This window comes from Mucilaginibacter sp. P4_C11 (assembly GCF_056402115.1).
On the sequence record NZ_JBFUIA010000006.1, the window covers coordinates 182,967 to 195,310 of the forward strand.

The 12,344-nt window shown below is 46.2% G+C and carries 10 protein-coding genes; 2 read left to right on the forward strand and 8 right to left on the reverse strand.

What is annotated here, in order from left to right; all coding sequences use genetic code 11:
* Positions 1 to 256: 256 nt before the first annotated feature.
* The 4 genes from AC1DU2_RS07725 to AC1DU2_RS07740 all read right to left on the reverse strand — a co-directional run bounded on the left by AC1DU2_RS07725 (position 257) and on the right by AC1DU2_RS07740 (position 6,460).
* Positions 257 to 1,327, reverse strand: coding sequence for a DNA polymerase beta superfamily protein (locus AC1DU2_RS07725; RefSeq protein ID WP_477383608.1), 1,071 nt, complete (start codon positions 1,325 to 1,327; stop codon positions 257 to 259).
* The gene (locus tag AC1DU2_RS07730; protein WP_477383609.1) at positions 1,324 to 2,076 is read right to left on the reverse strand and encodes a nucleotidyltransferase domain-containing protein; all 753 of its coding nucleotides are present in this window, start codon (positions 2,074 to 2,076) and stop codon (positions 1,324 to 1,326) included. Before AC1DU2_RS07730 ends, AC1DU2_RS07725 begins: the two co-directional genes overlap by 4 nt.
* Before the next feature lie 113 nt (positions 2,077 to 2,189).
* Entirely contained in the window at positions 2,190 to 4,751 is a 2,562-nt protein-coding gene (locus tag AC1DU2_RS07735; RefSeq protein ID WP_477383610.1) for a polynucleotide kinase-phosphatase, read from the reverse strand.
* Between the two features lie 296 nt (positions 4,752 to 5,047).
* Complete coding sequence (locus tag AC1DU2_RS07740) at positions 5,048 to 6,460, reverse strand: 3' terminal RNA ribose 2'-O-methyltransferase Hen1 (protein ID WP_477383611.1); 1,413 nt, start codon at positions 6,458 to 6,460, stop codon at positions 5,048 to 5,050.
* 436 nt (positions 6,461 to 6,896) lie between these two features.
* Between AC1DU2_RS07740 and AC1DU2_RS07745 the strand changes: the two genes are divergently transcribed.
* Complete coding sequence (locus tag AC1DU2_RS07745; RefSeq protein WP_477383612.1) at positions 6,897 to 8,054, forward strand: glycoside hydrolase family 130 protein; 1,158 nt, start codon at positions 6,897 to 6,899, stop codon at positions 8,052 to 8,054.
* Between the two features lie 257 nt (positions 8,055 to 8,311).
* On the opposite strand, the gene AC1DU2_RS07750 is transcribed toward AC1DU2_RS07745, so the two are convergent.
* From AC1DU2_RS07750 to AC1DU2_RS07765, 4 genes are all read right to left on the reverse strand, one after another.
* Positions 8,312 to 8,491, reverse strand: coding sequence for a hypothetical protein (locus AC1DU2_RS07750; RefSeq protein WP_477354324.1), 180 nt, complete (start codon positions 8,489 to 8,491; stop codon positions 8,312 to 8,314).
* A gap of 155 nt (positions 8,492 to 8,646) precedes the next feature.
* Positions 8,647 to 9,144: a hypothetical protein gene (locus AC1DU2_RS07755; protein ID WP_477383613.1), complete on the reverse strand. Its 498-nt coding sequence runs from the start codon at positions 9,142 to 9,144 to the stop codon at positions 8,647 to 8,649.
* A gap of 80 nt (positions 9,145 to 9,224) precedes the next feature.
* Positions 9,225 to 10,679 (reverse strand): RtcB family protein, encoded by a 1,455-nt coding sequence (locus tag AC1DU2_RS07760; protein WP_477383614.1) that lies wholly within the window; start codon positions 10,677 to 10,679, stop codon positions 9,225 to 9,227.
* Positions 10,680 to 10,777: 98 nt separating this feature from the next.
* The gene (locus AC1DU2_RS07765) at positions 10,778 to 10,972 is read right to left on the reverse strand and encodes a hypothetical protein (protein WP_477383615.1); all 195 of its coding nucleotides are present in this window, start codon (positions 10,970 to 10,972) and stop codon (positions 10,778 to 10,780) included.
* Positions 10,973 to 11,275: 303 nt separating this feature from the next.
* Between AC1DU2_RS07765 and AC1DU2_RS07770 the strand changes: the two genes are divergently transcribed.
* A complete protein-coding gene (locus AC1DU2_RS07770; RefSeq protein WP_477383616.1) occupies positions 11,276 to 12,319 on the forward strand; it encodes a helix-turn-helix transcriptional regulator in 1,044 nt (347 codons plus the stop codon).
* Positions 12,320 to 12,344 lie beyond the last annotated feature (25 nt).

Consider the following 12,344-nt stretch of genomic DNA (forward strand, 5'->3'; position numbering starts at 1 on the left):
AATCCAGATATTTTCAATTTGTCCAAACGATATATATACGTGTTGCCCATATGGATCGAACCTACGGCTCGCCATCTTTTTCTCCGTTTTTTTCCACGGGTTTTAACCCGTGGCTACAAGATTGGCCGAGGCTACGCCTCTAAGTCGTGTTGAACAAGCACCGATGTGTCAACAAAAAATATCTTTAGAAACTGATCTGTAGCCACATAGACGTTGCCCATACAAAGCGTTATAGAACCGTACTTTTTTATTAAACTCAGCCTGTATAAAAAGCTTCCCTTATCTGCACCAAAAGCAATCCGGCATTACCCACATCAGGCCTTTCGGGCAGGGCTGATGTTTCATAGGCCGCTTTTACGCTTTCCATTTTTTCTTCCACCATTTTCATCAGCTCGTCAATCTCAAAATCGCCGTTGCGGATTTTGAGTAAAAAATCACGGTCGTGGCGTTTTACTATTACCTCTTGGTGTACAGCTATTTCTTCGGCCATATTGAGCAACCGGAAGGTGTGCATCATATTTTTGGCATCGTAGCTTTTGCCGTGTGCCAACGTGTTTTGGTAGCGTAAATCGTTCCGTTTATCTTCCCACTCCTGGTACTCCTTATATTCCCGGCAGTAAATGGAATAGCTGTCTTTATTAAAATTCATCACTGCCAGGTTTTCAATCCCCTTGGGTACCTGGCTTAGCTGTACATCATCAGCCCCGGCGCCAGAGATAAGACCTTTTAACCGGCCTTCTGTCAGCTGGTTTTGATGGTATAACAAATATACATTCTTGAAATGGTCCAGGTTAATAAGGCCGCATTGCTCCTGCGTGTAGCTATTTTCCCTGAGCCATTCCTTTAGCGGGATACTGCCGTTGTTGTGTATTACATAGCAAAAATCCAATACCGATTTACGGTTACTATCCATCGGCCGGTTTATTTTTTTGTTGAGGCCCTGCGCCTTTTTTATTTGTGTTTGCGCATAACCGGCAAAGGTATCCATACACAGTTTTGATAAAAAATCGGCAGGTTTAACCAAATCCATCAGCGGATGACGGTACAATACATGTTCGGCCGGGGTGTTTAGCAACTCCAGGATATTGGGGTTATTTTTAACCAGCAGATCAAGAAACCGGCCTACCTCAAAATAAACCTCATCATTGGTGGCATTGGCTATCTGCTCCTGCCGTTCAAACCCGTATAATTGTTTTTGCGGCATCATGAAGATGCCCTTCTTGTCCACGTCCGACCCGGCCACGTTGAGGTTATACGCGGTACTGCCGCTTACACAATCCAGCAGGATAAGTTCTTTGCGTAGTTTTAATTCCTTGTAGTCCATCATTGTATATGCCTCCTGAACAACTCATTTAATGGCTGCGCCGGTTGCTGTTCTGATGTAAATTGTTGTAGTTGCTCTTTGCATCTATTCAGTGTATCAGCCAGCCATTCGTTTAATAGATCAACCGGCTTTATCATCGCCTTTTCATCGGCCATTTGTTTTTGTGCCAATAACCCGTTTATTGCATCCTGTATTTTATTATCGGTTAGCAATACCCGTAGCTTATCAAATTCCATGGGCGGTACGGTTTGTTTCTCCACTATCCACCGGCAGGCAAGCGCCGGGCGCAATGCGTAAAAATATCGCTTAAGTTTTATCTCTTTGCCCTGCAAATCATCCCGAAGGGTGTTGTGCGCCATAGATAAATAGTGGTTTCCGGCAGATCTTAAGGAAAAATAGCCTGGCATCAAACTGCGCAGTTCATCAACAAAAGCATCATCCTGCCGGTATACTATCGGCGATTGCAGCCACTCGTACAAAGGCGCATTTGATTTCATGAACAGCTTTAACGTTTTCTTTAAATCCCAGCCGCCTATGTCCAATACCTCGTTAACCGGCAAGCCAACCACATCAGGCATTTCAACAATGCTCAAATAATCGTTGGCAGGGCGGGAGTAGATAAACCGTACATCAAAATCACTATCGGGCGAGGCAAAGCCCCATGCCCTGCTGCCCGATTCGCAGGCGTACAGGATTTTTATATTTTCCGACTGCTCCAGTTCGAGCAGTTTTTGGAGGATGGTTTGTTTCACGTTAAAATATTTTTCAAATGTAGAGACGCATAATTGCGTCTCCCGCAGGACAGTCTCAATTGCAAATCTTGCACTTAAACGCGGACGACGCAATTATGCGTCTCTACAAAAAATTACAACCTTGGGTCAACCGGCTCGCTTTCCATGGCCAGTACACCAAACACGCACTGGTGCACACGCCTTAACGGCTCCTTATCGGTAAAACGCTGCAGTCCTTCAACGCCGAGTAAAAACTCGCGCAGGGCCAGGCCCCGTTTGGCGTTTAGCCCCCTTGATTTCAGCCGTTCCATATTTTCGGGCGCGGTATATTCCGGGCCGTAAATAATGCGCAGGTATTCCCTGCCCCGTATTTTGATAGCTGGCTGTATCAGTCCCTTTTTATCTTTTTCGATAAAATGATAGGGCTTAACTACCATGCCCTCGCCGCCTTTAGCTGTTAAAGCTAACCACCATTCTGTTGCCTCGTTTATGCTGGCAGCATCATTCAGGTTTACAACCTTGTAAGGCGTTGCCAGTAATATGGCCGGGTCATGCGTGCAGATCTTCGCAATCTGCTCCATATGCCACTCATGGTTTTCGTCCGTCCATAACTTGCCTTCGGATGCCATGATGTGGAAGGGCGCCAGCTTGTAATCGTCCAAACTGTTTACCGGCCAGCAATAGCGTTGGTAGGCGGCAGTGAATTGTTCTGCCTCCTGTTGCCTTTCACCGTATTCGGCCAAAAGAGTTTCGCCATTGGCATCTCTGGCGGCCAGTTGCTTTAAAGCGTCGGTCACTTCGGCTAAAGCATGCGTGGCGGCGGTACCCACAGCAGCATACTGCGTTTGCAATAAAGCCTGCGCTTTGGCGCTCCAGGGCATTAGTTCGGTATCCAGACAAACCCAATCGGTATCAAAACGCTCGTAAAATTCCGAATTTATCAACGCCTCATTCAGCCTGCTCAATAAAGCCTGTTCGGTATTTTTATCATTAAAAAAGGCCCGGCCTGTACGGGTATAAATAGTACCAATACCCTCATTGCTGATGCCAAAGGCTTTGCTGATAGCAGCCTCGTTTTTACCCACAATAACCACTGCCCTTGACCCCATATGTTTTTCCTGGCAAACTACCTGGCCAATTTCTGCAGCCTGGTAATAATCAAAAGCCTCGGTCGGGAACTCCAGGTAGTCATCCAAAATGCTGGTTTTGCTTGGGCTCATGGTTGGCGGCAAATAAATGAGCCATTTTGGGTTGATAGCAAAGCGGCTCATCACTTCCAAAGCTGCAATGGCATTCTCTTCCCTGATGGTGATATTGTTGCCCAGCCGTGTTTCTACAATTTGTTTCCCCATAAAATCGGCAATATCCAGCACCTGGTCGTTTTCCTGTTGCAGGGTTAAGCTTTCTGTCGAGGGCTTAACATAGTTTAAAGGCTTTGCCGGTTCGCAGTAAACCTCCTTGGCCTTTACAGCAACCAGTTCCCGTTCGGGATAACGCAACGCTGTAAGCGAACCGCCAAATACGCAGCCGGTATCAATATCGATGGTGTTGTTTAACCATTGCGCCAGCGGTACAGGTGTATGCCCGTAAACCACCATGGCCTTGCCGGTGTATTCGGCAGCCCAGTTAAGCCTTACGGGTAAACCAAATTCATCTATCTCGCCCGTTGTATCGCCATATAAACAAAACTCGCGTACTGCGCCAGATCCCCGGCCCTGCATGCTTTCTTTTAATCCCGCATGGGCAACCACCAGTTTGCCATCGTCAAATACGTAATGGCTTATCAAGTCATCAATGAATTTGCTAACCTTATTCTTAAACTCAGGTGTTTCCGTGCTCAACTGCTCAATTGATTTTTCTAAGCCGTGTTTAGCCTGTACATTTTTACCATTAAGCCAGCGCATCAGTTTAACATCGTGGTTGCCGGGTACGCAGTAAGCCGTGCCGGCTGCTGTCATCGCCATTACCAATTTTAACACTTCGGGCGTTTTTGGGCCTCGGTCAACCAGGTCGCCTGCAAATACGGCTTTTCTGCCTTCGGGATGCACCCAGGTTTCTGTATTGTTTACATAACCTAATTTGCCCAACAGCATTACCAGTTCGTCATAGCATCCATGTATATCACCTATAATATCCAGCGGACCGTTTTCGTGCTTTTTGTTATTATACAATGGGTCGCGGACGATGCCGGTTATGGCATCCACCTCCTCTGGCGACCGTAATTCGATGATATTGCGGAAACCTTCATACTTCAGCTTTTTAAAACTGCGCTTTAACTGCGAGATATGCTGCGGGATAACATGAGCGCCAAAATTACGGTCGGGCCGCAGAGCGTTCCTGGCGGCGCAAACTTTTTCGGGCATATTCAGGATGATGGCCACCGGCAGGCAATGGTACTCTTTGGCCAGTTTCACCCAGTCGCGGCGTGCTTCTTCCTGTACGTTGGTAGCATCTATCACGGTAAGCAAGCCGTTTTTTAAACGCAAGCTGGTAATGTACCTTGCCAGGGCAAAAGCATCTGCCGATGCAGCCTGGTTATTTTCATCATCGCTCACCATGCCACGGCAGGTATCTGACGATATGATTTCCGTGGGTTTAAAATGCTTCCGGGCAAAGCTCGATTTCCCCGAGCCGGTTGCACCTATCAGCACTACTAAAGCCAATTCGGGTATTTTTATATTTTTATCTCTTGACATTTCTTCTTTCGTTTTATTTTAAGTCCTCTCCCGCGATTCTTAAACAAGTTATCCATGAGGTATTTCGGTTCAAATAGCCATCGGCTTTGAACGCTGGCCACCACTCACCCCGGCTACGCTGCGCTGGCCCACCCTCTCTCCGGCTTACGCCGCATAGAGGGTAAACTCCATTTTTTTTCGCCCCTCTATGTGACGCAGTCGGAGAGAGGGGCAGAACGAGCATAGCGATGTTCGGGGTGAGTCCTCGCCGCCATGCGATATACATCATTCCCCTTCAGAATTTCTCCAAATCCGGGTTATAACCCACTTTCCTCTTGCTTAAATACCGCCATCTGGCTTAATGCACCTACCTCGGGATCAAACTCGCCAACGGGTTTAAATGATACGGTGTAGCCAAATTGTGCGGCCACCCGGTTTGCCCATGCTTCAAATTCGGGCCTTGTCCATTCAAAGCGATGATCGTTATGGCGCATTTTACCTGCTTCATGATTGGCAAAGCGTACGTTATATTCGACGTTGGGCGTGGTTATTACTACCATTTCTGGTTTGGCATATCCAAACACCGATATTTCCAGCGCGGTTAAACGCTGCTCGTCCAGGTGTTCAATTACTTCTACCAGGGCAGCGCCGTCAAAACCTTGCAGGCGTTTATCGCGGTAGGTTAATGAGCCCTGGATCAGCTGCACCCTTTGCAGCTGCCTTTCGGTCATCCGGTCCAGCTTCAGCCTTTCTTTGGCAATTTCCAGCGAGCGGTAGCTTACATCCATCCCTAAAACAAACTCAAATTGCTTTTCGGCTAATAACAGTTTGATCAGGCGGCCCTCGCCACAACCCAAATCAACCACGCGTTTGGCACCGGCAGATAGTAATTCATCTTTGGTAGCCAGTAAACGCAGGTCATGGATGCGCAACTGCGGCTCTTCCGCATCATTTATTCCGGGAGTTTCAATTTCAGCAGCATCGGGGTCAGCCTGATCTTTACTCAGTAAAACATCCAGTGTTTGGTTTGCCAGTGAACGCTGGCCTTTCATGTACCGGCGAACGATGAGTTCCCTTGCGGGATGTGTTTCCAGCCAGCCCTTGCCTTTGGCCAGCAACTTTTCTATCTCTTCCTGGTTTACCCAATAGTGCTTATCATTATCACATACCGGGATTAACACATACAGGTGCGATAACAATTGCTGTAGCGTTACCCGGTTGTTTAACTCCACTGTAAAATAACGGCTATTGCCCCAATCAGGGTACGTTGTATCCAGTGAATGCTGTACCGCATTAATGGTATATCCCAAAGGTTCAAAAAGCGCTTTCAATAGTACTTCGCCTCCTTTAACAGGCAATACAGCCAGCTTTGCGGTAAAGGGCATGGCTATATCAACCAGTTCGGGCTTGTCTTTACAACGGCCGTTAAGGGCCGATGAATAAGCCTTGGCAATGGCTGCGCTCATGAACGAACTGGCTACATAAGGCCGGTCATTTACGTATTGCTCCAGTGCAAAATCGTTTCCTTTGGGCCCGGCGCTGCGTACCAGCCTTACAGGATCTATATCCAGCAGCAAAGCGGCAGTACATTTTTGCGCGCTTACCTCCGGATAAAATATATGGGCCTTGCCCGAAGAAATATCGACAGATTGGATCTTCGCCGGGTGCTTGTGCAGCAAAAAGCTCAGATCATCGGCCGGGAAATGGGTGGTGGATATAGTGAGTAACATAAATTGATAGCTGCGCTTAATGTATAATTATTTATTGATGTTTTGTAATAGGAAACAAAGTAAGGAGGGGAGTGCGCAGTCTTTTTGCGTAGTGGGGAGGGAAAGTTGTGAAATGTGATTTTATTAGTGGCTGTGAATGGTGCATTTAGTATGGCGGCGGCGACTCACCCCGACGAGGCTACGCCCGTCTGCCCCTCTCTCCGACTGCGTCGCATAGAGGGGCAATAAAACAAAAATGATGTTCACCCTCTTTGCGGCGTAAGCCGGAGAGAGGGTCGGCCAGCATAGCGTAGCCGGGGTGAGTCTTAGCCGGCGTTCAAAGCCAATGCTTCAATAAAACCATACACATCAAGATTACCCATTAGCTATCCCCTCAAACATTTAATTTTTATTCCCCGCAATACCCCGTACTATTGTAAACCAATATAATCCGTTTATGAAACCAATTTTTAAAATAGCCAGGGCTTTTGTGTTGTTGCTGTTAAGCCAGGCATGTTTTGGGCAGACTACAACCAATGTGCTGCCCGACTGGGCTTTTGGCGGTTTTGCACGCCCGGCAAAGTTGAACCCTATTATTTCGCCCGATACCAGCCTCACGTTTATTGACCCGATGAGCAAAAAGCCCGTAGCCTGGGAGGCTAACGATACTTTTAACCCGGGCGCGGCAGTTAAAAATGGCAAGGTGGTGGTTTTATACCGTGCCGAAGATAAGTTTGGTATTGGCATTGGTTTCCGCACATCGCGGCTGGGCTATGCCGAAAGCAGCGACGGTTTGCATTTTGCCAGGCGAAAAGCCCCGGTGCTTTACCCGGCCAACGATGCGGCCAAACCCTATGAATGGCCCGGTGGCTGTGAAGACCCGCGAGTGGCCGTTACCGCAGGTGGCACTTACGTTGTGTTTTATACCGAATGGAACCGTAAACTGCCCCGCCTGGGCGTGGCTACTTCAACCGACCTGATCCACTGGAAAAAGCACGGGCCTATTTTTGAAACGGCTTACCATGGCCAATTTTTTAACATCGCCAGTAAATCGGCATCGATACTCACCAAAGTAGTGAATGGCAAACAGGTGATCATCAAAATAAACGGGAAATACTGGCTGTATTGGGGCGAGCAGCATGTATATGCAGCAACATCAACCAATTTGGTTGACTGGGCACCTGTGGTAGATAAAAACATGGAATTGAAACAGCTGATATCGCCACGCCCAGGCTATTTTGACAGCGACCTTACCGAGTGCGGCCCGCCTGCGTTGATGACCGATAAGGGGATCATATTGTTTTATAACGGCAAAAACAAACCTGCCGAAGGCCGGGATACCAGGTTTAACCCAAACTCGTACTGCGCGGGGCAGGCCTTGTTTGATAGTAAAGACCCGGCGAAGAACATCACCCGGCTTGATCTGCCTTTTTTGCGGCCGATGGAACCCTTCGAAAAAAGCGGGCAGTATGTTAACGGAACGGTGTTTATTGAGGGGATGGCTTACTTTAAAAAGAAATGGTACCTGTACTATGGCTGCGCCGATTCGAGGGTAGGGGTGGCGGTTTATGATCCGGCCAGTCCGGCTAAGCCCGATCCGGTTGGAGGGAATTAGGGCTAAGTCTTAAGCCTTAAGTTCTAAGTCCAAAGTCAATTTATTCTTGTTGATGTAGAATTTGAAGGTTTCGATGAAAGGCAGCCCGCTTAATAGTATTAAAGTGTATAATCAAAAGTTAAGTCAATTCTTTTCTGACTTAGAACTTAAGGCTAAAAATTTAAGGGCGCATACTTTTTAAGCACTAAGTGTGCACCCTTAAACACACAGGCCAAGGGGTGGCCTGCCTGCGCAAAGAGGTCGTTATAAAATTCTCTCTAAAACGATAACGGTCCGTGGCTGCTGCCGAACGGAAACTTATTAACCCGCCCATGCGAATGGTCGCAACGCGTATGATCGCGATACATTTTGGGGTTAAAACTTTGGCAGGGTACTGATTCAGATTTTGTAGCCTCCGCCTTCTCGGGCTGATTAACTACAGTGACATTTTTCTTCATGACGACTTCTCCTGTATGTTTGGTTTATTTGAAATTGGTAGTATGAAGTTAAGTACAAAATAGCTCATTTACAATAGGGTTAGGAAGAAAAAAATAGTATTAAATAATATGGCTTTCCGGCTTACAAAAGTCAATCTACAATAAACGGGCTGGACTCACTTAACAGGATTTTGTAACAGCCATTGAACAAAGTAATCGTGAATGACAGAATCGATATTTGTACTATCTGCACCAACCCAATACCACTGCATTTCACCATCCGCCAAGTCTTCTTTAGCCGAACATAAAGAATCAAAATCATAAAGATAGCTCTCATAGCCCAGTTCGATATAAATTTTGCGCAGAATACGTAACGCCTTTAACGTGGCGATGCTTTCACTTAAGGCCAAGCCTATTAGATAATGTGCATAGTTCTTAATGATTTGGTTTTTATCATTGTAACCTAAACCTAATTCCATTAGAGCCTTTGTCGCTAATGCCTGCAATTCAAACTGATTATCATTAAGACTCGCGCCCGCGAGTTCCACTACGTATTCCGTATCAAATCCCGCTCTCAACATGTCGACAGCCCAGTTGATAAATGTTTTGTCAACACTTCTGTTAAGTACTTTGTAAGCCAATATTTCGGCAGTTGATGGGATAGGTTTCATCATAAATAAAATTAGCGCTGGCCCGTAAAACGAACCAACGCAGGTTTAGGAATTAATTTGTTAATAAATGTACAGGATATGCATCAATCCTCCGGCTTCTCCCTTGCATCTGCCATCCTTACAATCCTTGGCTCAAATTTGGCCAGCACCTCAACCAGGTCGCTTTGGGCGGCCATTACAGTGTGGATATCCTTGTAGGCCATCGGGGCTTCGTCCATATCGCTTCCCATCAGGGTGATGCGTTTATCAATTAGGTTGGCGGCAATGGCTGCTTTATCAAGTGTTTTAAAAGCCGCGCTCCGGCTCATTAACCGGCCCGCGCCGTGCGATGCCGAGTTGATGCTGGCCGCGTCGCCTTTACCACGTACCACAAAACCGGGTGTACTCATAGATCCGGGGATGATACCCAACACACCTTCGCCTGCCGGCGTTGCCCCTTTACGGTGAACCATTACATCGGTACCATCGGCCAACTGTTCTTTCCAGGCAAAATTATGGTGGTTTTCAATCATCATAACGGGTTGCCGGTTAAGCGCGCGGGCTATTTTGTTGTGTATCTCGTGGTGATTGGCGCTGGCATACTCGCCGGCCAGGTTCATGGCAATCCAGTATTCCTGTCCCTCGTCCTTATCCAAATCCAGCCAGGCCAGGTGTTTGGCCTCGGCAGGCAGCCTGGTTTTGTCCATGGCTATTTTAGAATAATGATTGGCCACGCTACCCCCAAAGCCCCGCGAACCGGAGTGCGACAACAAAGCCAGGTAATTACCGGCTGGTATCCCGTCCAAAACACCATCGGCAATGCTTAGCTCGCCCCACTCCACAAAATGGTTACCTGTTCCGCTGGTACCCAACTGCGCGTAAGCCTTGTTTTTTAACGAACGGATCACCCTGGTTTCACCCCAGGTATTGCTATCAAACAATGAGCTGTCAAAATGCGATTTTGTAGTACATCCCATGCCAAAAAAGGTATGGTCGCCTAGCATGGTTTTTAATTTATCCGTTTCGGTATCTATCATTTGGGCAGGTAAATCAAAAATGCTCAGGCACATCCGGCAGGCAATATCCACGCCCACCGCGAAAGGTATAATGGTATTGGCTGTTGTAGCCAGCACACCGCCAATAGGCAGGCCATAGCCTTGATGGGCATCGGGCATTAAAGCGCCTGCAACAGCAACCGGCAACTGCACAGCCGAACGCATTTGGGCCATTGCGCCTGCATGAATATGCTCTGCTCCCCAAACCGGGAAATCGGTAACTGTCTCTTTTAGCTTAAACTCGTCCTGTAGCTGTTTTAAAAAACGGCCCTGTTTACGCAAAGCGATAACATTTTCGGCAAGGTTTTTAAATTTGCCATCGTTGTTAAACAAGTAAGGTGTAGGGTCGTTAATTAAAGCTTCCAGGTTGACCAGTATATCGGTTTTGCTCATTACCTCGTTTTTCAATAAGCCCGATGCCACGCGGCCAAAGCTTACCAATATATCCACGTCATTAATACCCAGGTCTTTTAAGTTGTTGTTGCTGATCTTTTCTTTTTCCATGATCATTATTATCTTTTTGATGATACAAAATGAAACAGCCACTGCGCAGTCTTTTTGCGCAGTGAAAAAATAATTGATTTAATGACGGATTTTATTGATTAACCATTTTCAATTATTTTATCGGCATCGTTTAATTTACCACGCAGCAACAAAGACGAGACGGTGGCGAACCCGGCAGTTTTAAAACGTAAAATACCCAATTTTTCAGACTGCCTTTTCTGATCTTTTGTGAAAAAAATCTCTTTTTGTTTTTGTGTTAATAAATGCACTATTTGTGTAAATAAACTGTGCATTTATTGCTAAATAAGTGCAGATTAGTTACCTTATTTTTAACCATTTATGCATGGATAATGGGTGGTTTTGAAAAACAAAAAGAAGCGTGTAAATTTGTACTGTTTACCCACAAAGAAAAACGATTTCTATGTTGTTTTGCAAGCATTGGATTTGTGGAATTAGCTTTAATTTGTTTGAATTAGTATCTATCCATTTTGCCCGCCCACACGATACTTCATAGTATCCCAATAATTTATAAATTCATCCAAAATAAAAATCAAAAATAAATCCCAATTCGAACATCCCAATTCCGAAATCAAAAGATGCCTGTAAACCGCAATGCCCTTATCCGCTACCGCACCATTGACAATTGCCTGCAAAACCGCTATAAAAAATGGACGCTTGATGATTTAATTGATGCCTGCTCAGATGCCTTATACGAATTTGAAGGCATTGATAAAGGGGTAAGCCGCCGATCGGTACAGGCAGATATAGAGATGATGCGCAGCAATAAGCTGGGCTATGAGGCTCCCATTATAGTGGTTGATAAAAAATACTACACCTATGCCGATAAAAACTACAGCATTACCAACAGCCCCATCAACCAGCAGGATTTAAAAGTGCTGAGCGAGGTATCAAGTCTGCTAAAACAATTTAAAGGCTTTAACCACTTTACCGACCTCAACGAAATGGTGAGCAAGCTGGAGGATAAAATCTATTCCCAAAAAACGCACAGCACGCCGGTTATCGATTTTGAAAAAAACGATAACCTGAAGGGGCTGGAGTATATCGAAGTTATCCGTAAAGCCATCGTAGCTAAAAAAACGATGTGCATTACGTACCAATCATTCAAAGCGCGCGAGGCCAACACCTTTTGCTTTAGCGGGTACTTGCTAAAAGAGTACCGCAACCGTTGGTTTGTATTGGGCATGCCACATAAAAGAAACGCGCAAATGCTAAACCTGGCGCTCGACAGGATTCAAACCATAGAAGAGCATGCCGATGAGTACCGCGAAAATAAATCGATAGATTTTGGCACCTATTATAATGATGTTATCGGCGTAACCAAATCGCCGGGGCAGCGCGATACGCAGGTGGTGTTCTGGATTGATGATGCCAACGCGCCTTACGTGATTACCAAGCCCCTGCACCATACCCAAAAAGTAGTAAGCGAAGAAAATGGCGGCAAAGTTTTTACCATCCGCGTGATCGTGAATTTTGAACTGGAGCGCGAACTGCTGGGCTTCGGGCCAAAAATAAAAGTGTTGGGCCCCAGGATTTTGGTAAAACAGATGAAAATGTTATTGCAAAAATCATTGAACAGGTATGATACACCATCGGCTATTGATGAAGGCACCGAAGGCTAAGTTTATTTTAACCCCGTTCACTTTT

Excerpts from the sequence above, each read along its gene's own strand:
- AC1DU2_RS07725 (WP_477383608.1), bottom strand. The coding sequence starts at position 1,327 with ATGATGGACTACAAGGAATTAAAACTACGCAAAGAACTTATCCTGCTG.
- AC1DU2_RS07735 (WP_477383610.1), bottom strand. The coding sequence starts at position 4,751 with ATGTCAAGAGATAAAAATATAAAAATACCCGAATTGGCTTTAGTAGTG.
- AC1DU2_RS07740 (WP_477383611.1), bottom strand. The coding sequence starts at position 6,460 with ATGTTACTCACTATATCCACCACCCATTTCCCGGCCGATGATCTGAGC.
- AC1DU2_RS07745 (WP_477383612.1), top strand. The coding sequence starts at position 6,897 with ATGAAACCAATTTTTAAAATAGCCAGGGCTTTTGTGTTGTTGCTGTTA.
- AC1DU2_RS07750 (WP_477354324.1), bottom strand. The coding sequence starts at position 8,491 with ATGAAGAAAAATGTCACTGTAGTTAATCAGCCCGAGAAGGCGGAGGCT.
- AC1DU2_RS07755 (WP_477383613.1), bottom strand. The coding sequence starts at position 9,144 with ATGATGAAACCTATCCCATCAACTGCCGAAATATTGGCTTACAAAGTA.
- AC1DU2_RS07760 (WP_477383614.1), bottom strand. The coding sequence starts at position 10,679 with ATGGAAAAAGAAAAGATCAGCAACAACAACTTAAAAGACCTGGGTATT.
- AC1DU2_RS07765 (WP_477383615.1), bottom strand. The coding sequence starts at position 10,972 with ATGCACAGTTTATTTACACAAATAGTGCATTTATTAACACAAAAACAA.
- AC1DU2_RS07770 (WP_477383616.1), top strand. The coding sequence starts at position 11,276 with ATGCCTGTAAACCGCAATGCCCTTATCCGCTACCGCACCATTGACAAT.